This window comes from Diaphorobacter sp., from assembly GCF_050251835.1.
Classification (GTDB): domain Bacteria; phylum Pseudomonadota; class Gammaproteobacteria; order Burkholderiales; family Burkholderiaceae_C; genus JBFXIE01.
The window spans coordinates 1-18,787 of record NZ_JBFWLZ010000034.1 but is presented as its reverse complement, the minus strand read 5'-3'; the positions used below and the strand labels follow the sequence as shown (position 1 = coordinate 18,787).

Sequence of the window (18,787 nt, the reverse complement as noted above, 5' to 3'; positions counted from 1 at the left end):
TTGCATATCAATGAGGTAACCGATGGAGTCTTCACAAATAAAAGTTGCGCACTACGACGACACAGTCGTGCGTCAATTCACCATCATGGCCGTCGTGTGGGGGGTGGTCGGGATGCTGGTGGGCGTGTTCATCGCCGCGCAGTTGACATGGCCGGAGCTCAACTTCGGCATTCCCTGGCTGAGCTACGGGCGCTTGCGTCCGCTGCACACCAATGCGGTGATTTTTGCCTTCGGCGGCTGCGGCTTGTTCGCGACCAGCTACTACGTGGTTCAGCGCACATGCCAGACCCGTTTGTTTCTGCCCAAACTGGCGGCCTTCACGTTCTGGGGCTGGCAGCTGGTGATCGTGGCTGCAGCCATCAGCCTGCCGCTGGGCTATACCTCCGGCAAAGAGTATGCCGAGCTGGAATGGCCGATTGACATCCTGATCGCCGCCGTGTGGGTGTCCTATGCCATCGTGTTCTTCGGCACGATCGGCACGCGCAAGGTCAGGCACATCTACGTGGCCAACTGGTTCTTTGGTGCCTTCATCATCGCGGTGGCCCTGCTGCACATCGTCAACAGTGCTGCCATTCCCGCGGGCTTCATGAAGAGCTACTCTGCCTACGCTGGCGTGCAAGATGCCATGGTGCAATGGTGGTACGGCCACAACGCCGTAGGCTTTTACCTCACCACTGGCTTCCTGGGCATGATGTACTACTTCATCCCCAAGCAGGCTGGACGCCCGGTGTACAGCTACCGTCTGTCCATCGTGCACTTCTGGGCGCTGATCTTTACCTACATGTGGGCTGGCCCGCACCACCTGCACTACACCGCGCTGCCCGACTGGACGCAGTCCGTGGGCATGGTGTTCTCGCTGATTCTTCTGGCTCCCAGCTGGGGCGGCATGATCAACGGCATCATGACGCTGTCGGGTGCCTGGCACAAACTGCGTGACGACCCCATCCTGCGCTTTCTGATCGTGTCTCTGTCGTTCTATGGCATGTCCACGTTCGAGGGCCCGATGATGTCGATCAAGACCGTCAATGCCCTGTCGCACTACACCGACTGGACCGTGGGCCACGTGCACTCTGGCGCCCTGGGCTGGGTGGGCTTGATCACCATGGGGTCGTTGTACTACCTGGTGCCGCGCCTTTTTGGCAAGGACAAAATGCATTCCATCAAGGCGATCGAGCTGCACTTCTGGATGGCCACGATCGGCATCGTGCTCTACATCGCCGCCATGTGGATTGCGGGCGTCATGCAGGGTCTGATGTGGCGCGCCGTCAACCCCGATGGCACGCTGACCTACACCTTCGTCGAAGGCGTCAAGGCAACTTACCCGTTCTACGCCATCCGTTTCGGTGGTGGTCTGCTCTACCTGGGCGGCATGTTGGTCATGGCCTGGAACGTGTGGATGACGGCGATTTCCGGTCGCTCTGTCAAGGTAGCCATTCCGGCCGTGAACGCTGCACACGCCTGAGGATCGAGGAACCAATCTCATGTCAAATACGCAAAAGAACGCATCCTCGGGTTTTTCGCACGAGAAGATCGAAACCAGCAACTTCCTCATGATTGTGCTGATCCTGCTGGTGGTGGCGGTGGGCGGTCTGGTGGAAATTGTTCCCCTGTTCTTCCAGAAGTCCACCACCGAGGCAGTGCAGGGCGTGAAGCCCTACACCGCTGTGCAACTCATCGGTCGGGATGTCTATTTGCGCGAGGGTTGCTACAACTGCCACTCGCAGATGATTCGCCCCTTCCGCGCCGAGACGCTGCGCTATGGCCACTATTCGGTGGCAGGTGAGTTCGTCTATGACCACCCCTTCCAGTGGGGCTCCAAGCGCACGGGTCCGGACCTGCACCGCGTGGGCGGCAAGTACAGTGACGAATGGCATCGCATCCACCTGAACAACCCGCGTGACGTGGTGCCCGAGTCCAACATGCCTGCTTACCCGTGGCTTGAGAAAAACACGATCGATCCGTCCATCGTCGCGCCGCGCATGAAGGCGCTGCGCACGGTGGGTGTTCCTTACACGGACGAAGAGATCGCCGGTGCGGCTGAGCAGGTCAAGGGCAAGACAGAGATGGACGCAGTGATCGCCTATCTGCAAGTGCTGGGCCGCGCGCTCAGATAAGGAGGAATGGCTATGGACATCACCACCATGCGTATCGTGGCCACGCTGGCGTCGCTGGCGTGTTTCGTGGGTATCTGGGTGTGGGCATTCATGCGCCGAAACCAGGCCCGGTTTGAGGAGGCAGCGCAACTGCCTTTCGCCGAGGACTGAAAACCTTCCCACAAGAAAAGAGATAACCATGAGCGATTTCACCAGTAACTTCTGGTCTATTTACGTAGCCGCAATCACCATCGTCGGTATCGTCGGCTGCGGTCTGTTGCTATGGCTCACTTCGCGCAAGAAGGTCGAGTCCACGGCAGACAACACCACCGGGCACGTCTGGGACGAAGACCTGACTGAAATGAATAACCCCATGCCGCGCTGGTGGATGTGGCTATTCGTCATCACTTTGCTATTCGGCGCGGGCTACCTGGCGGCATATCCCGGTCTGGGTGCCTACAAGGGCAGTTTGGGGTGGACGCAGCTTGGCGAATACCAGGCTGAGGTTGACAAAGCTACGGCAGAGTTGCAGCCACTGTATGCCCGGTTTAGCTCCATGAAGACCGAAGAGCTCGCTGCCGACCCGGCTGCCATAGCCATTGGCGAGCGCCTGTTCATGAATAACTGTGCGCAGTGTCATGGATCGGATGCGCGCGGCAGCAAGGGCTTTCCCAACTTGGCCGATGGGGACTGGCTGCATGGCGGTGCCCCGGAGCAAATCCACAAGACCCTCGTCGAAGGGCGTGTGGGCGTGATGCCGCCCATGGCAGCGGCCGTGGGCTCGCCAGAGGATGTGCGTAACCTGGCGCACTATGTGCTGAGCCTGTCGGGCAGTCCGCACGACTCCCTGAAGGCATCGCTGGGCAAGTCCAAGTTCACCGCTTGCGCGGCATGCCACGGCATGGATGGCAAGGGTAACTTCGCCTTGGGCGCTCCCAACCTGACCGATGACATCTGGTTGCATGGCTGGGGCGAGGCGGCTATCACGGCTATGATCAATGTCGGTAAAACCAACGAAATGCCTGCACAGGCGGGCAAGCTCACGGATGCGCAAATCAATGTGCTGACTGCTTATGTCTGGGGCTTGTCTCGCAAGTCCGACGCAACGCGCTGATGCACGATCAGCAGCCGGTGGCTCTTGCGAGGGTGCCGGCTTTTTTGTTTGTTGGAAGCTGAATTTCCCCTAGAGACCCCATCATGAAGCCAGCCGAAGGTCAGCCCCGTAAGGTGATTCCCATTAACCCTGCGCCGGCCGACAGCAGTCAGACAGAGGTTATTTCACTCTACGAGGCGCAAAAAAAGATTTATCCCCGTTCCATAAGTGGGTTGTTTGCCCGCTGGCGTTGGGTGATGGTGTTTGTGACCCAACTGGTTTTCTATGGATTGCCGTGGTTCGAGTGGGGGCAGCGTCAGATGGTGCTGTTCGATCTGGGAGCACGGCGTTTCTATATTTTCGGGTTGGTTCTGTACCCGCAAGACTTCATCTATCTTACGGGTCTGCTCATCATCTCGGCTTTATCGCTTTTCTTGTTCACGGCCGTTGCAGGGCGGCTGTGGTGTGGGTTCACCTGTCCGCAGACGGTTTACACCGAGATATTCATGTGGATTGAACACAAGATTGAGGGTGACCGTAGCGCGCGTATGCGCCTGGATAATGGGGTTTGGACTTTCGAGAAAATCTGGAAAAAAGCACTGAAGCAACTGGTTTGGGTTGCTGTAGCTTTCTGGACAGGATTTACTTTTGTCGGCTATTTTGTGCCTATTCGCGAATTGGGCAGTGAACTACTCGCCTTGCAAGGCACTTGGCAGATTTTTTGGGTGTTTTTCTATGGGTTTGCAACCTATGGTAATGCGGGCTATTTGCGTGAGCAGGTCTGTAAATATATGTGTCCATATGCGCGTTTCCAGAGCGCAATGTTCGACAAGGACACGTTGATTGTTACCTATGACCCTGAGCGTGGGGAGCCCCGCGGTCCGCGTGTCAAGAGTCTTGATTACAAGGCCAAGGGCATGGGCGACTGCATTGACTGCACGCTGTGCGTACAGGTGTGCCCCACGGGTATCGATATCCGCAACGGCTTGCAATACGAATGCATTGGTTGTGGGTTGTGTGTTGATGCCTGTGACACTGTGATGGACAAGATGAAATACCCGCGAGGGCTGATTCGCTTTTCTACTCAAAATGGCGTCAAGAATCATTGGACTCAGTCGCAGATGCTCAGGCGCGTGCTGCGTCCCCGTGTGCTGATATATACCGCCGTGCTGGTTGCGCTGTGTGTCGGCATGCTGGCAAGTCTGGTGGTTCGGGCGCCGCTCAAGGTGGACGTGGTTCGTGATCGTGCAGCACTTTCGCGCATCGTGGCTGGAGGCAAACTGGAGAATGTTTACCGCCTGCAAATCATGAATGCCACAGAGGGGCCGCAGCGCTATGTCATCAGTGTGAGGGGCCTGGATGGGCTGGAGGTGGCGTCGGACTCTGTCGTGGATATTGGACCTGCGGAGGCGCGTTGGGTGGCCGTGCGGTTGCAGATACCTTATGGATCTGCCGCACCAGGATCTCACGTTGTGTATTTTGATGTTCAGGCCCAGGGCGACAAAGCGCAGGTAGCTGAAAAGTCGGTTTTTCTGGTGCCGCGCTGAATTGGGTGCATCGGGGCTGGTTCAACAGTATTTTGAAATGCCCCCTAGAGGGGTGGGGAGCTCATAGCAATGTCTACAAACTCATTGACCAAGGCGGTGCACGAGACTCAACCCTGGTGGAAGCACGGTTATGTATGGCTAGTGATTTCCGGGCCGGTGATCGTCGTCGTTGCGGGATTTGTCACGCTTTGGCTTGCGCTCTCCCGGCCCGATCCAGTCGTCGCGGAAGACTATTACCAGCGCGGCCTGGACATTAACAAAACGTTAAACAACCAGGACGCTGCTATGACGCCTGCAATGAAAGGGCGCAACCACGCTGCGACCCCGCCGCAGGATCACCCCCGGTGAATGAAAAAAGTGGCCTTCCACAGAGGGTAATCATGGGGTGACTACCCATTGCTTGCAAAGGGCAGAGTGCTAGGCTGTGGTCATACGAAGGAGGTGCGCTATGTGGACGCAACGACTGATGTGGATCGCCTGGCCCGCGTTTCTCATGGCTGGAATCATGGAAATGGCGGTGTTCGCTTTTGTTGACCCAGAGGCTCTGCAATGGTTTGACCAGCCAGTGAGCCTCTCGCGGCAAGGTGTCTACACCGTTGCTTTTTTTGTGTTCTGGGTGGTCATCATGGCGTCGAGTGCGCTCACCACCTTGCTGTCAATGTCGCCCTTCGAAGTCAACCGCTGTCCGGTGCCAGAAGGCGAACGCCCGCTTGATTGCGCCAAATTCGTTTTGTGACAAGTGCTGGGCGGTCACAGCAGGCAGCCAAAGTCTGGCGCCTGCCGATGATCGCGCTGCTGCGTCGGACTTCAGTGACAGGCTTGCTGGCTGTTCACGATGCGCTTGAGTGCATCGGTATTCATGATGCGAACGTGGCGCTGCTTGACCTCAACGATCTCTTCTTCTGCGAATTTGGAGAAAGTCCGGCTGACGGTTTCGAGCTTCAGGCCAAGGTAGCTGCCAATCTCTTCGCGTGTCATGCGTAGCACCAGTTCTGATTGAGAGAACCCGCGCGCATGCAGACGCTGAACGAGGTTTAACAAAAACGCCGCCAGACGCTCCTCCGCGCGCATGCTGCCCAGCAGCAGCATGACGCCATGCTCGCGCACGATCTCCCGGCTCATGATCTTGTGGACGTGGTTCTGCAGCGCCGTCACTTCACGAGACAGTTCTTCGATGCGATCGAAGGGCATGACGCAAACTTCGGCATCCTCCAAGGCAACGGCATCGCAGGTGTGATGGTCGTTCACGATGCCATCCAGTCCGATGATTTCACCCGCCATTTGAAAGCCGGTGACCTGATCGCGGCCATCTTCAGTGGCCACGCAGGTTTTGAAAAAACCGGTGCGAATGGCAAAGAGGGACGTGAACGGCTCGCCGTTGCGAAACAACGTGCCGCCGCGCTTGACCTTGCGTCGCACCGCCACGATGTCATCGATACGTTTCAGTTGTTGATCATCCACTCTCACGGGCATGCATAGCTCGCGCAAGTTGCAATTTGAGCAGGCAACTTTGATGGATTGCAGGTTGTTGTGCATGGAACCCCTGTTTTGGCCATCTGTCTGCACTGGTGCATCAGGAGGATGCAAGAGGCTACAGATCATTGGAAGACTTTAGTCAAAGTCGGATTGTCGTCATATGGACTTCTGGAGTGCTTGACCACCGTCAAGGACGCCATGGGGACTCTACGGCACAGTGACCCATTAATGCAAGGAATCCTGCCATGACTTTAGTCACTACTGAGCTCTTGCGTCGTTTTGACGTTCCAGGGCCGCGATATACCTCTTACCCGACGGCAGACCGTTTTGTGGAGGCGTTTGGCGAGAAGGAGTACATCCTGGCGCTTCAGCAGCGTCGCGTGGGGTCTGTGGGCAAGGCCTTGCCGCTCTCGCTCTACGTTCACATTCCATTTTGTGAATCGCTTTGCTACTACTGCGCCTGCAACAAGATCATCACCCGGCACCCGGAACGGGCCGAGGTCTATCTGCGTTACTTGAGTCGCGAGATCGACCTGCATACCGCCCACTTTGGTGTGGGGCAGCATGTCAGTCAGCTGCACTTTGGCGGGGGGACGCCCACCTTCCTGTCCGACGAAGGCTTGAGCGAATTGATGGGCATGCTGCGGCGCAACTTTGTGCTGGTTCCGGGCGGGGAGTACTCCATCGAAGTGGACCCCAGAACCGTGGACGAGCAGCGACTGGCCTTTCTTGCGCAGCTGGGCTTCAACAGGCTCAGCTTTGGTGTGCAGGATTTCGACCCCGAGGTGCAGAAGGCCGTTCACCGCATCCAGCCGGCCGACAAGGTGTTCGGACTGGTGGAGAGCGCCCGCAGGCTGGGGTTCGAATCCGTCAACGTGGACTTGATTTACGGGCTGCCGCGACAAACGCCCGAGTCCTTCGGGCGGACATTGGAGCGGGTGAGTCAATTGCGTCCAGACCGTATCGCTCTCTACGCTTACGCCCACCTGCCGGAACGCTTCAAGGCGCAGCGCCGTATCATCACCGCCGAACTGCCCATGGCCTCGGCCAAGTTGTCGATGCTTGCCAATTCGATTCAGGTCTTCATGGACGCAGGCTACGTTTACGTGGGGATGGATCACTTTGCGTTGCCAGGCGATGCCCTGGGGGTCGCCAAGCGACTGGGGCGTTTGCACCGCAATTTTCAGGGATACAGCACGCAGCCGGATTGCGATCTCATTGGACTGGGGGTGTCTGCCATCGGACGGGTAGGTGCCACCTATAGCCAAAACGTCAAGACGATTGACGACTACTACGACGCAATCGATCACGGTCACTTGCCCGTGGCCCGTGGCCTTGCGCTGACCAGGGACGATCTGGTGCGCCGGGCGGTCATCATGGCGCTGATGTGTCAGGGGGAGCTTCTCTTTGAACCCCTGGAGCAATCCTGGCTCATTGACTTTCGCAGCTATTTTGAACCGGAGTTACAGCAGCTCCAGGAGATGCAGGCGCAAGGGCTTGTGAACATCGACAGGGAGGGCGTTCAAGTCACCGAGCTGGGTTGGTATTTCGTGCGAGGTGTGGCAATGGTGTTCGACAGGTATCTGCAGGCAGACCGCAACCGGGCACGTTTCTCGCGCATCATCTAATCCATGTTTCCTGCATTTCTTTCAACGGTTTTCCTGATGGGCCTGATGGGCGGCACCCATTGCCTGGCCATGTGCGCCGCGCCATGCGCCGGTTTGACCCGCCTTGGTGATGCGCCTGCTGGCAGTGCGTTGCAGGCGATGCAATGGATGCCCCGTGGCAGGGCGGTGCAACGGACCTTCGTATTTCACCTGGGGCGCCTGGCCGGCTACGGGGCGGCCGGCGCCTTGGCGGCATTTGCCATGGAGCAGTTGGCGTGGCTCAGCCAGGGCAGCGCCGCACTGCGTCCGGTCTGGACCATGCTGCATGTGCTCATCCTTGCCTGGGGCTTGTCGATGATGCTGCTGGTTCGTCAGCCAGCGTGGCTGGAGAATGCCGGGCGCTCCGTCTGGGCAAGGGTACGGGTGCTGGTGTCTCGGCCTGGTGGTCTGCTTGCAACAGGATTCGCATGGGCCCTGCTGCCCTGTGGTTTGCTCTACACGGCGCTACTTACCGCGGCCTTGAGCGGCAGTGTGCTGCGCGGTGCGCTTTGCATGGTCGTATTTGGTGTGGGCAGCGGTATCTGGCTGGTGACCGGGCCCTGGGTGTGGGCACGGTTGCGACAGCGCATCAATGGCGCCAGCGGCACCTGGGGAACCCGGCTGGCTGGTCTGGTGCTCCTCATCCTGGGTGCCTGGGCCTTGTGGATGGATGTCGTCCACGGGCAGTTGGCGCCTTGGTGTTTGCCCTGAAAGTGTATGCACGGCGCATCAGGCAAGTGCATTCCGGTCTAACGATCATGCAGGCGAACTCGGCAACTGTTGATAATGCTTCAGACCCAAGGAGTCTGAAGGCTCGCCGTTCATGCCCGCTGAAGTGAATCACACCGTAGTCATCGATATCGACGCGCTCCGCGTGGGTATGTTCATTCAGCTTGAAGTCAGCTGGATCAAGCACCCGTTTCCCACGAGCAAATTCCGGGTGTCATCGCAAGAGCAGATTCGTGTGCTGCGCGAAATCGGGGTGAAAAACGTGCGCTACGTCCCCGGTAAAAGCGCGTTCTTGGCTGATACCTCTTCAGCATCAACCGCATCCGAGCAGCCGCCTGACGCGCAGGTCGCTGCCGCGCCCCCGGCTGGCGTCTTTACTGGCGCTTGTGCAGACACCGCGCGGCCCGTGGCCGAGACGCTTGCCGATGTTTGCGCCAACCTGGCAGAGCGGCACGGCAGCCAACGTTTTCGGCAAGCCACAGTCATTTATTCCCAAGTGTGCGGTGCGCTCCAAACCGCGCCACTGGTAGCGCGCGAGCAGGTGGAGTCTCTGATCGGTGTCTTTGTCGATGAGTTGCATGCGCAGGGCACGCATGCGGTTCGCCTGCTGTCTGAAAATTTTGGTGAGCGATCTGCCGTTCATGCGGTCAATGTCGCGGTTTTGGCGCTGCTGCTGGGGCGTGCGCTTGGCATGGGGGATCAAGCCTTGAAAGACCTTGGGGTAGCAGCACTGCTCCATGACATGGGCAAAACCCAGCTGCCCGCGCACCTCGCCGAGCCCGGCGCTTTGCTCACCTCTGCAGACATGCAGCGTTACCACGGCCATGTGGGCCTGTCAGTGGAGCTGGGTGAGCGTATGAAGCTGTGCAGTGACATTCTGATTGCGCTGGCCCAGCATCACGAGATGGTGGACGGCAGCGGCTTTCCGCTGCACCTTTGCGGCGACGACATCAGCCGCTATGGACAGATTCTGGCGTTGGTCAATCGTTATGACCGTTTGTGCGACCCGCTGCATGGCGCCCAGGCTCTGACGCCGCATGAGGCCATTTCAAGACTCTTTGCCGTGCAGTCCGACTGCTTCGACGCCACTGTGTTGAAAACCTTCATTCGCATGATGGGCGTTTATCCGCCGGGATCGCTGGTCCAGTTGGTCGATGGACGCTTCGCACTAGTGGTTCTGGTGGATGCGGAACGCCCCCTGCGCCCCCTGGTTCTGCCCTACCAGGCGGGGGCGTCGCGCGCGCACGTGCCCTTGCTGAACTTGACGCACAGTGCCGCGCCGGGCATTCGCCGCAGCCTCAGGCCGGCGCAATTGCCGCGTAATGTGCTGGACTTTCTGATGCCCCAGCCGCGTATCAGCTATTTTTTTGAGAGGGCGGCAAGCCCTCAAGTAGCCAAGGATTCGTTGTGATGTTGCCCGCGCAGTGTTTTGATGCGGTGTGGCAGGGGCTCGATCTGGCGGCCTGGCTGGTGAACCCGCAGACACTGCAGGTGATTTGCGCCAACGAGGCAGCTGCGCGCTTGGTGGGCAGGGACATTGGGGACATGCAGGGCATGCCGGTTCAAGAGTTGGCCGCGACGCCCGAAGACCTTGTGTTCTGGAGCCAGAGCGCCCAGGAAATCGCGGCGGGCATCCATTCACACACCACGGTGCGTAACCAACGCCGTGATGCGCTGGTGCTGGTCGATCGCCGGGTGCGTTGCGTTCCCGCAGTGGCTGGCGCGCCTGAAAGTCCGCAGGTTCTGCTGCTGACCATGAGTGACCGCACCGAGCAAGAGGCATCCCGGCGCGAGCTCGAAGCCCTGCTGGCAGAGTTGCGCGCCACCCTCGATTCGGCGGCCGACGGTGTGCTGACCTGCGATTTGCACGGCAAAGTGCGCGCCTTCAATCAACGCCTGGCGCAGATCTGGCAGCTGCCGCCCGAACTGCTGCTGCAACGCGACGATGCCGCGATATGGGCCCACATGCAGGCCCAGCTGCACGATAGCGGCGCATATCGCGCCCGCATGACCGCGATTGCCCAGGAGCCCATGCATGCAACCACTGACATCCTGCATCTGCGCAACGGCATGACGGTAGAGCAGCGGTCGGTGCCGCAACTGATCCAGGGACGACCTGCCGGGCGGGTGTACTCGTATCGTGACATTTCCCGTCAGGCAGAGATTCAGGCTGGCTTGCGCCTGGCGGCGAGGGTGTTCGAGTCCAGCCTGGACGCTATTTTCATTGCCGACGAGCGCCATGCGGTGGTGCGCATCAACCCGGGTTGTGAGCAGTTGCTGGGGGTAACCACGGCGGTAGTCGCCGGTCTGCAGGCCGCATCGCTGTTTGCGCATGAGCACGGCAGCGACGTCTTCATGGCCGAGGTGCGCAGGGCCTGGGCGCAAGAGGGCTTCTGGGAGGGCGAGCTGTCACTGCTGCAGCGCGACGCAAAGCAGTGCCCCGTACAGCTTTCTTGGGTGGCTCTCAGCGACGACAGCGGCGTCACTGTGCAGACCATCGGTTTCATGCGCGACCTCACGTCGCAGCGGGCAGCGCAAAAGCGCATTGAGGAGCTCGCCTACAACGATGCCCTGACCGGGTTGCCCAACCGGCTGCTCTTGAACCGGACGCTTGCTCAGGCCATTGATGCGGCTCGCAGCCATGGGCAGGGGTTTGCCATCCTGTTCCTGGATCTTGACCGCTTCAAGCTGGTCAACGACTCGCTGGGCCATCCCTTTGGTGATCGCGTGCTCAAGCTGGTGGCGCAGCGGCTGCAGGACATCTTGCGCCAATCGGACGCGCTTTACCGCCTGGGCGGAGACGAATTCGTCATCTATCTGCACCGCGCCGATGCCGCGGTTGCCGAATCGGTGGCTCGGCGCGTGCTCGATGAAATGCTGCGCCCCTTCGTGCTTGATGACATGGATTTCACCATTCAGTGCAGCATCGGTGTGTCCCTTTATCCACAGGATGCCGAGCAACTTGATGACCTCATCAAACAGGCCGATATGGCCATGTACCGGGTCAAGGAGCGCGGCCGCGGCAACTTTGGTTTTTACCAACCCCAGATGAGCGCCAACTTGCTGCCGCGCATCAAGATGGAGCACGCCATGCGCCATGCGCTCGGCCAAGGGCACATGGCGGTGCATTACCAGCCGCAGGTGGACATGACGACCGGGCGCATCGTCGGCGCCGAAGCGCTGGCGCGATGGACCGACCCGCACCTGGGTGCAGTGTCGCCAGGCACCTTTGTTCCGCTGGCCGAGGAATCAGGCTACATCGTCACGCTGGGAGCCTGGGTGATGGAGCAGGCAGTGAAGGAGGCCGCCGACTGGAGGCGCAGGGGCCATAGCCTGGCGGTCTCCGTCAACGTTTCTGCGCTGGAGTTCCGGCAGGCGGGTTTCGTGGATCGCATCACCGGACTGCTGCACAAATACGGCTTGCCCGCGCACCTGTTGGAGCTGGAGCTGACCGAATCCGTGCTACTGCAGGAGGCCCATGAAATGCAGCAGGTGCTTGCCGCCCTGGCGGATCGGGGGCTGCGGCTGTCCATTGACGACTTCGGCACCGGCTATTCAAGTCTGGCCTATCTCAAAAAGCTGGTCATTCACCGGCTCAAGATCGACAAATCATTCGTGGATGGGCTGCCGCACGGCGAGGGCGACTGCGCCATTGTGCGAGCCATTGTCAGCATGGGCCGGGCGCTGCGCATCGGCGTGGTGGCAGAAGGGGTGGAGACGCACGCCCAGAGCCTGCTTTTGAAGCAGATGGGCTGTGACAGTTACCAGGGGTTTCTGTGTGCGCCAGCAGTGCAGTCCGACCAGTTGCTCGCATTGGCAGCAAATCATGCGGCGCCGGTGAGCCTTTAAGGCCATGCGGCATGCCGGCAGTGGGCAGGCCGCAAAAAAGGTGTCTGCGAATACCACCGAACCGGCATCCTGAACCGGGGGTTCAGGTGGGCGAGGGCAGCCAGGCGTTGGGTTCATCTGACGCGAGATGATCACGCTCACCGGGCAATGTACCAAGCCCGGGCTCAATGAGCATTGGTTCAAGGAAATATAAAGCCCGGCAGTACCGCAGACGGCTTCATTGTACCGGGCTGCGCAGTTTCGGGCGTGTGCCTGGCCGATGGCTTACAGAAGCTGTCCTTGGCTGTCGAGTGCCTCGTCCAGCCGCAACAACAGCTGCTGGATGCGTTGCTCGTCTGCTGCGGCGGGCGTGTCCAGGTCTTGTGGCGCGGCCGGCGCAGGTGCATTGCGCCGCTGTGCAGTGGCGGCCAGGTCTGCGGCTTCCCGGTCGGCAATCTCAAAGGCCAGATTGAGTGCGGCCAGCACCGCGATGCGCTCGCGTGCCCGTACCTTGCCGGCATCGCGGATGCGCGTCATGGCAGTATCCACACGCTCAACGGCTTCTAGCAGCCGGGATTCCTGGCCCTCAGGGCAGGCCAGCAGGTAGCTTTGCTGAAGGATCTGGACTTCGATCTGCTTCATGGCGCGTCTTTCGTTTCGGGCGGGCTGGGGGGGGCAGGTTCTGGCGCAGGCGGGGCGGGCAGGCGATCGAGCAATGCGTCCACGCGGGCGCGGGCCGCCTGCAGACGCAATTTAAGTGAGTCGCGCTCTTGTGTGAGCTCGGTAACCTGTTGTGCAAGCTGGGTGTTGGTGCGCTGCAGCTGCGCATGACGAAGCAGCAGCTGTTCGACGCGTTCGGTGAGCTGGTCGAGATAGGAGGGGTGAGCCATACGCTACCGATTGTAGGGAACGGCGTGCGAACGGCCGTAAAATTGCGCCGTTGGTGCTCGCAGCGTGGTTCACAGGCTGCAGTTCAACGGGAAGCAGGGAGGAGCCCTCCGCCATGGAGCGCGCTTTGAGCCTGCGCTGCCCCCGCAACGGTCAGCGGATGAGTCGCACCCCGATTCCCCCTCCATTCACAAGCCACTGTGCGCCTTGAACAAGCGCGTGGGAAGGCGATGGAGGGCGTTCCGCCAGCCCGGATACCGGCCAACAAGGTGGTTCTGCGTGCCCTCCTCGGGGGGGCTGTGGTGCCGTGATGCCCAAGTGCTGACGGGGAGGTCGGCCGAGGCGATCTTTTCCTTTGTACAGCATGACAATTTTCCGTTCGTCCACCGTGCGCCCTGACGCACCTTCTGCTTTTGCGCGCCTGGCTGCGCTGTCCCTGGCGCTTGGCGCCATCACGCCGGCTGCGGCCCAGACCCTGCTGGCGCAGGCCGCAACCGAGCCCCAGCTGCGCGAAACCGTCGTCACCGCCACGCGCGTGGCCCGCCCGCTGGCCGACCTGGTGGCCGATGTGTCCATCGTGGATCGTGAAACCATCGAGTCCAGCGGCGCCACGGGTGTGATTGACGTGCTCTCGCGCCTGCCCGGCGTGCAGGTCTCGCGCAACGGCGGCCAGGGCGGCGTTGGCAGCGTGTACCTGCGCGGCGCAGAGCAGCGCTTCACCGCCGTGTACCTGGATGGCGTGCGGCTGGACTCGCAGTCCACCGGTGGCGTGGTCTGGGAGCAGATTCCGCTGTCCCAGATCGAACGTATCGAAGTGGTGCGCGGCCCGGCTGCCGCCGTGTATGGCTCGGACGCCATGGGCGGTGTGATTCAGCTTTTCACCAAGAAGGGCGAGGGCGCGCTCTCGCCCTACGTTGGCGTGGGGGTCGGCAGCCAGGGCACACGCACCGCGCAGGCGGGCGTGAGCGGTGGCACGAACCAGGTGGACTATTCGCTGGGCGTGGCGCACGAGCGTGCCGACGGCTTCAATGCCCGCCCCGGCGCCGGCAACAATCCTGACGACGACGGCTACCGCCGCACCTCGGCCAACGCCAGGCTGGGCCTGCAGATCGACCAGGGCCAGCGCATCGAGGGCACGCTGCTGGCCAGCAACCTCAACTCGCAGTACGACGGCAGCAAGACGGACGACGACCGCAACCACCACCAGCTGCGCGCTGCCAGCCTGGCATGGCTGGCCCAGTGGAGCGACATGTACAGCACGCGCCTGCAGGTCACGCAGTCGGGCAGCAAGTACAGCAGCACCCCCAGCTTCTACATGACCGAGACCACGCTGCGCAACTATCTGCTGCAAAACCAATGGCGCCTGGGCGCACATCTGTTCACCGCAGCACTCGAGCGCCGCGAGGACGAATTGCACAACCCCGCCACTGCCTACTCTGGCGACCTCAAGCGAGACCGCTCGCAGAACGCGCTGGCCCTGGGCTATGGCCTGAACCACGGCGCGCATGCGTTGCAGGCCAACCTGCGCTACGACGACGACAGCGAGTTTGGTGGCAAAAGCACCGGCAGCCTGTCCTACGGCTATGCGCTCACGCCGCAATGGCGCCTGACGGCCGCTGGCGGGACGGCCTTCCGCGCCCCAACGCTTTACCAGCGTTTCAGCGAATACGGCTCGCCCGCGCTGCAGCCCGAAAAAGGCCGCAACGTGGAGCTTGGCGCGCGCTGGACGCAGGGCGCCAGCAGCGCGGGCCTGGTGGTCTATCGCAACCGGGTCAGCAACCTCATCAACTTCGGCGCTGCCGGGCCCTGCGCCTCCGCGTTCGGCTGCTACGAGAACGTGGGCCGCGCCGAATACGAAGGCGTGACGCTGTCGGCGGCACACCGCGTGGCGGGCGTTTCGCTGCGCGGATCGATCGACTGGCAAGACCCGCGCGACCTGAACACCGGCAAGCAACTGGCGCGCCGCGCCAAGCGCTACGCCACGCTGGGCGCAGACACCACCGTTGCCGGCTGGACGCTGGGGGGTGACCTCACGGCCTCCGCGCGCCGCTATGACGACAGTGCCAACACCAACGTGCTGGGTGGCTACACCGTCGTCAACCTGTACGCCAGCACCCGCGTGGGCCAAGGCGTCACGCTGCTGGCGCGGCTGGACAATCTGGCCGACAAGGACTACCAGACGGCGCGCACCTATGCCACCGGCGGGCGCACGTTCTACGTGGGCCTGAAGTGGACGCCACAGTAAAGCGGCCAGCTTGGGCAACGCCATGAGCCCGCCGATGCCCATTGCCCACGGCAAGCCGGTTCCGGGCGGGCGGCCACGCGGCAAGGCGCACCCCGCCATGTCGCTGGCGCGCCACCGTGCGGGCCGCAGCATGGGCGCGATGGTTGGCTCCAGCCCGTACGGTAGGCGTAGGCCTGGGTCGTTGCTGCCGCAAGTTTTATCAACCCGATGAGCCGCTGCCTGTCGGCCCGTCACGCCAGTGGCCGTGAAGGGAATGCCGCTTACCTCGAAGGATGTGTTGTGATGCGCCCGTCTTTGCCATTTGCCTTGTTCTTTCTCTGGCTCGGGCCGCAGCGGGCAGCCGCACTTGTGGCGGCTTTGCTGCTGGGACTGGCGCCCGGTCTTGGTGCCGCGCAGGCCTTGACCATCACCGACGACCGCGGCCGCGTGCTGCAGTTCGCCCAGCCGCCGCAGCGCGTGGTCAGCCTGCTGCCGTCCCTGACCGAGAGCGTGTGCGAGCTTCAGCGCTGCGAGCGCCTGGTGGGGGTGGACCGCTACTCCAACTGGCCCGCGCCTGTGCAGCGCCTGCCCCAGGTGGGCGGCGGGCTGGATCCGAACATCGAGGCCATCGCAGCCCTGCGCCCCGATGTGGTGCTGATGTCGGTCAGCACCCGCGTCAGCGACCGGCTGGAGGCGCTGGGCATACCGGTGGTTGCGCTGGAGCATAAAACCCATTCGGATGTGCGCCGCGTGCTGGGCGTGCTAGGTGTGCTGCTGGCCGTGCCGCCCGAGCAGGGCGCGCAGCGCGTGTGGCGCGTGATCGACGCAGCCGTGCAGGCCGCCGCGCAGTCGTTGCCGCCACGCGCACGGGGGGTGCGTGTTTTTTTTGAGGTCAGTCGCGGGCCTTACGCTGCCGGGGCTGAATCCTTCATCGGCGAGACCCTGGCACGCTTGGGCGCGCGCAACGTGGTTCCGCCAGAGTTGGGCCCCTTTCCGCGCCTGAACCCCGAATTTGTGCTGCGCGCGCAGCCCGACGTGCTGATGGTGGCCAACCGCAGCATGCAGGCCGTGGCCCGATACCCGGGGTGGAACCATCTGACGGCTGTCAAGACGGGGCGCGTGTGTGAGTTCGGCCCCGACCACGCAGACGTGCTGGTGCGCCCTGGCCCGCGCATGGCCGAGGCCGCGCGCATCATGGCGCAGTGCTTGTCGCTGCAGTACGAATGAGCGCGCCGCTACCCCGGCCCGCCACGGCATTGCCCATCATCACGCAGCCGATCAACACGCCGTCCATCGAAGCGCCCACCCTGCTTGCCATGCCCGCCACCCCCGTCAACGCTGCACCTCCCGACGCCGGTAGTCGCCGCGCGCGCTGGCTGGGGCTGTGTCTGCTGGCTGTCAGCGTGGCGCTGTGGCTGCTGGGCGTCAGTGTGGGCAGTACCGGGTTTGACAGCCTGCTGAACATCGGCAGCGACCCTCTGGCGCAGCAGATCGTGTGGGACATCCGCCTGCCGCGCGCGCTGGGCGCGTGGCTGGCCGGCGCGCTGCTGGGGCTGTCGGGTGCCATTGCGCAGGGGTTGTTTCGCAACCCGCTGGCTGATCCGTATTTGCTGGGCAGCGCATCGGGCGCGGCGCTGGGCGGCGCAGTGGCCATGGCCATGCTGGGCGTGTCGCCCGGCACGGTCGGCTGGCTGGCACGCCTGGGCGTCACCGGCATGGCCTTTGTGGGCGCGGCGGGTGCCGTGCTGCTCACGCTGATGCTGGCGCGCGGGGTGCAGCACACGCTGCGCCTGTTGCTGGCGGGGGTGATCGTGGGCGTGGTGCTCAGCGCCGCGCGCGACCTGATTCAAGTGGCGCAGCCCCACATCCTGGAGGCCCTGCAGGTCTTCACCCTGGGCAGTTCAGCCTTCGTCGGCTGGCAGGCCTGCGCCCTGATGGCCGGTGGCTGGCTCCTGTGCGCCGCTACGGCCTGGGCGCTGTCGCGCCTGCTCGATGGGCTGATGCTGGGCGAAGCCACCGCCGCCAGCCTGGGCCTGCCCATCGCGCCCATGCGCGCCGGGCTGGTACTGGCCCTGGCCCTGGCCACGGGCACCGCTGTGGCCCACACAGGGCTTATCGCTTTCGTGGGGCTGGCGGCGCCGCACCTGGTGCGATCGATTGCGCGCATCACGCATCAGTGGCATGTCTGGTTGTCCAGCCTGATGGGCGCGGTGCTGCTGCTGGCCGCCGACATCCTGGCGCGCTGGGTGGTGGCGCCGCAAGAGCTGCCCGTAGGCGTGCTGACCGCGGTGCTGGGCGGCAGCTACCTGCTGTGGCTCATGCACCGCCGGGCGCTAGGTAGTTCGCTATGAAAAAAATAGCTATCAGCGCACGCAACATAAAGGCTGACATCGGAAATGCCTCCATACTGCGCGGCATTGACCTGGATCTGACCGCTGGTCGCTGGACCAGCGTGGTCGGGCCCAACGGTGCGGGCAAGTCCACGCTGCTCAAGGTGCTGGCAGGTCTGCTGCGCCACGCGCGTGTGCAGGGGCGGGTTGAGCTGCTGGGCCACGCGCTGGCCGATATTCCCCTGCGCGAGCGCGCACGCCTGCTGGCCTGGCTGGGCCAGAACGAAGCCGCCGCCGAAGACCTGCCCGCCTACGATGTGGCCATGCTGGGCCGCCTGCCGCATCGCGGCTGGATGGCGCCGCCCGCCAGCGCCGACCATGCCGCCGTGCAGCAGGCGCTGCAAACCACCCAGGCCTGGGACTGGCGCGACCGCCCGCTGTCGCAACTGTCGGGCGGCGAGCGCCAGCGCGTGCTGCTGGCGCGGGCGCTGGCCGTGCAGGCGCAGGTGCTGCTGATGGACGAACCACTGGCCAACCTGGATCCGCCGCACCAGACCGACTGGCTGCATACCGTGCGCGCCCTGGTGGCGCATGGCGGTACGGTGGTCAGCGTGCTGCACGAAGTGTCCATCGCCCTGCAAGCCGACGACCTGGTGATCATGGCCCAGGGCCGCGTGGCACACCAGGGCGCCTGCGCCGACCCCATCACCCACGCCGCGCTGGAGCAGGTGTTTGACCACCGCATCCAGGTGCGCCAGATCGACGGCGCCTGGATCGCGCTGCCGCGCTGGTAGTCAAGGTGGCAGTCACAGTCCACACCACAGGCGTCGATGCGCGCCACACCAAAATGCCTGATGTCGCGTCGAGCAAGCTATGAAACAAAAAAGCCTAAGTGAATCAATCACTTAGGCTTTTAATGTGGCGGAGACTGTG

General features: G+C 62.3%; 18 protein-coding genes and 1 riboswitch. Of the genes, 15 read left to right on the top strand and 3 right to left on the bottom strand.

What is annotated here, in order from left to right:
• Positions 1–22: 22 nt before the first annotated feature.
• The 7 genes from ccoN (at position 23) to AB7E35_RS11555 (ending at position 5,469) form a co-directional block, all read left to right on the top strand.
• Entirely contained in the window at positions 23–1,462 is a 1,440-nt protein-coding gene (gene ccoN, locus AB7E35_RS11585) for a cytochrome-c oxidase, cbb3-type subunit I (RefSeq protein WP_428164301.1), read from the top strand.
• 19 nt (positions 1,463–1,481) lie between these two features.
• Positions 1,482–2,114 (top strand): cytochrome-c oxidase, cbb3-type subunit II, encoded by a 633-nt coding sequence (gene ccoO, locus AB7E35_RS11580; protein ID WP_428164300.1) that lies wholly within the window; start codon positions 1,482–1,484, stop codon positions 2,112–2,114.
• Between the two features lie 12 nt (positions 2,115–2,126).
• A complete protein-coding gene (locus tag AB7E35_RS11575; RefSeq protein ID WP_428164299.1) occupies positions 2,127–2,264 on the top strand; it encodes a cbb3-type cytochrome oxidase subunit 3 in 138 nt (45 codons plus the stop codon).
• 28 nt (positions 2,265–2,292) lie between these two features.
• Positions 2,293–3,207: a cytochrome-c oxidase, cbb3-type subunit III gene (gene ccoP, locus AB7E35_RS11570; RefSeq protein ID WP_428164298.1), complete on the top strand. Its 915-nt coding sequence runs from the start codon at positions 2,293–2,295 to the stop codon at positions 3,205–3,207.
• An 83-nt stretch (positions 3,208–3,290) separates the two neighbouring features.
• Positions 3,291–4,733 (top strand): cytochrome c oxidase accessory protein CcoG, encoded by a 1,443-nt coding sequence (ccoG, locus tag AB7E35_RS11565; RefSeq protein ID WP_428164297.1) that lies wholly within the window; start codon positions 3,291–3,293, stop codon positions 4,731–4,733.
• 69 nt (positions 4,734–4,802) lie between these two features.
• Positions 4,803–5,081, top strand: a complete 279-nt coding sequence (locus AB7E35_RS11560) for a FixH family protein (RefSeq protein ID WP_428164296.1) — start codon at positions 4,803–4,805, stop codon at positions 5,079–5,081.
• A gap of 100 nt (positions 5,082–5,181) precedes the next feature.
• Positions 5,182–5,469 carry a hypothetical protein gene (locus AB7E35_RS11555; protein WP_428164235.1) on the top strand — a complete coding sequence of 96 codons (288 nt, stop codon included), beginning with the start codon at positions 5,182–5,184 and terminating at the stop codon, positions 5,467–5,469.
• A 71-nt stretch (positions 5,470–5,540) separates the two neighbouring features.
• Here the strand turns inward: AB7E35_RS11555 and fnr are convergent, their stop codons facing one another.
• Positions 5,541–6,269 (bottom strand): fumarate/nitrate reduction transcriptional regulator Fnr, encoded by a 729-nt coding sequence (fnr, locus tag AB7E35_RS11550; protein WP_428164234.1) that lies wholly within the window; start codon positions 6,267–6,269, stop codon positions 5,541–5,543.
• A 185-nt stretch (positions 6,270–6,454) separates the two neighbouring features.
• Here fnr and hemN point away from each other — a divergent pair, with 185 nt between their 5' ends.
• The 4 genes from hemN (at position 6,455) to AB7E35_RS11530 (ending at position 12,433) form a co-directional block, all read left to right on the top strand.
• Positions 6,455–7,837 (top strand): oxygen-independent coproporphyrinogen III oxidase, encoded by a 1,383-nt coding sequence (gene hemN, locus AB7E35_RS11545; protein ID WP_428164233.1) that lies wholly within the window; start codon positions 6,455–6,457, stop codon positions 7,835–7,837.
• Positions 7,838–7,840: 3 nt separating this feature from the next.
• Positions 7,841–8,566 (top strand): sulfite exporter TauE/SafE family protein, encoded by a 726-nt coding sequence (locus AB7E35_RS11540; protein ID WP_428167594.1) that lies wholly within the window; start codon positions 7,841–7,843, stop codon positions 8,564–8,566.
• 112 nt (positions 8,567–8,678) lie between these two features.
• A complete protein-coding gene (locus AB7E35_RS11535) occupies positions 8,679–9,995 on the top strand; it encodes an HD-GYP domain-containing protein (RefSeq protein ID WP_428167593.1) in 1,317 nt (438 codons plus the stop codon).
• Positions 9,995–12,433, top strand: a complete 2,439-nt coding sequence (locus AB7E35_RS11530) for an EAL domain-containing protein (RefSeq protein WP_428164230.1) — start codon at positions 9,995–9,997, stop codon at positions 12,431–12,433. The genes AB7E35_RS11535 and AB7E35_RS11530 overlap by 1 nt, the downstream gene beginning before the upstream one ends.
• Before the next feature lie 264 nt (positions 12,434–12,697).
• Here the strand turns inward: AB7E35_RS11530 and AB7E35_RS11525 are convergent, their stop codons facing one another.
• Positions 12,698–13,054, bottom strand: coding sequence for a cell division protein ZapA (locus AB7E35_RS11525; RefSeq protein ID WP_428164229.1), 357 nt, complete (start codon positions 13,052–13,054; stop codon positions 12,698–12,700).
• Positions 13,051–13,302 carry a DUF904 domain-containing protein gene (locus AB7E35_RS11520; RefSeq protein ID WP_428164228.1) on the bottom strand — a complete coding sequence of 84 codons (252 nt, stop codon included), beginning with the start codon at positions 13,300–13,302 and terminating at the stop codon, positions 13,051–13,053. Before AB7E35_RS11520 ends, AB7E35_RS11525 begins: the two co-directional genes overlap by 4 nt.
• A gap of 34 nt (positions 13,303–13,336) precedes the next feature.
• Positions 13,337–13,580, top strand: a riboswitch (cobalamin riboswitch).
• An 84-nt stretch (positions 13,581–13,664) separates the two neighbouring features.
• Between AB7E35_RS11520 and AB7E35_RS11515 the strand changes: the two genes are divergently transcribed.
• The 4 genes from AB7E35_RS11515 to AB7E35_RS11500 all read left to right on the top strand — a co-directional run bounded on the left by AB7E35_RS11515 (position 13,665) and on the right by AB7E35_RS11500 (position 18,648).
• Positions 13,665–15,545 (top strand): TonB-dependent receptor domain-containing protein, encoded by a 1,881-nt coding sequence (locus tag AB7E35_RS11515; protein WP_428164227.1) that lies wholly within the window; start codon positions 13,665–13,667, stop codon positions 15,543–15,545.
• Between the two features lie 282 nt (positions 15,546–15,827).
• Positions 15,828–16,751: an ABC transporter substrate-binding protein gene (locus AB7E35_RS11510; protein WP_428167592.1), complete on the top strand. Its 924-nt coding sequence runs from the start codon at positions 15,828–15,830 to the stop codon at positions 16,749–16,751.
• Positions 16,752–16,840: 89 nt separating this feature from the next.
• Complete coding sequence (locus tag AB7E35_RS11505) at positions 16,841–17,875, top strand: FecCD family ABC transporter permease (RefSeq protein WP_428167602.1); 1,035 nt, start codon at positions 16,841–16,843, stop codon at positions 17,873–17,875.
• Positions 17,872–18,648, top strand: coding sequence for an ABC transporter ATP-binding protein (locus AB7E35_RS11500; RefSeq protein WP_428167591.1), 777 nt, complete (start codon positions 17,872–17,874; stop codon positions 18,646–18,648). Before AB7E35_RS11505 ends, AB7E35_RS11500 begins: the two co-directional genes overlap by 4 nt.
• The last annotated feature ends 139 nt before the right edge of the window (positions 18,649–18,787 follow it).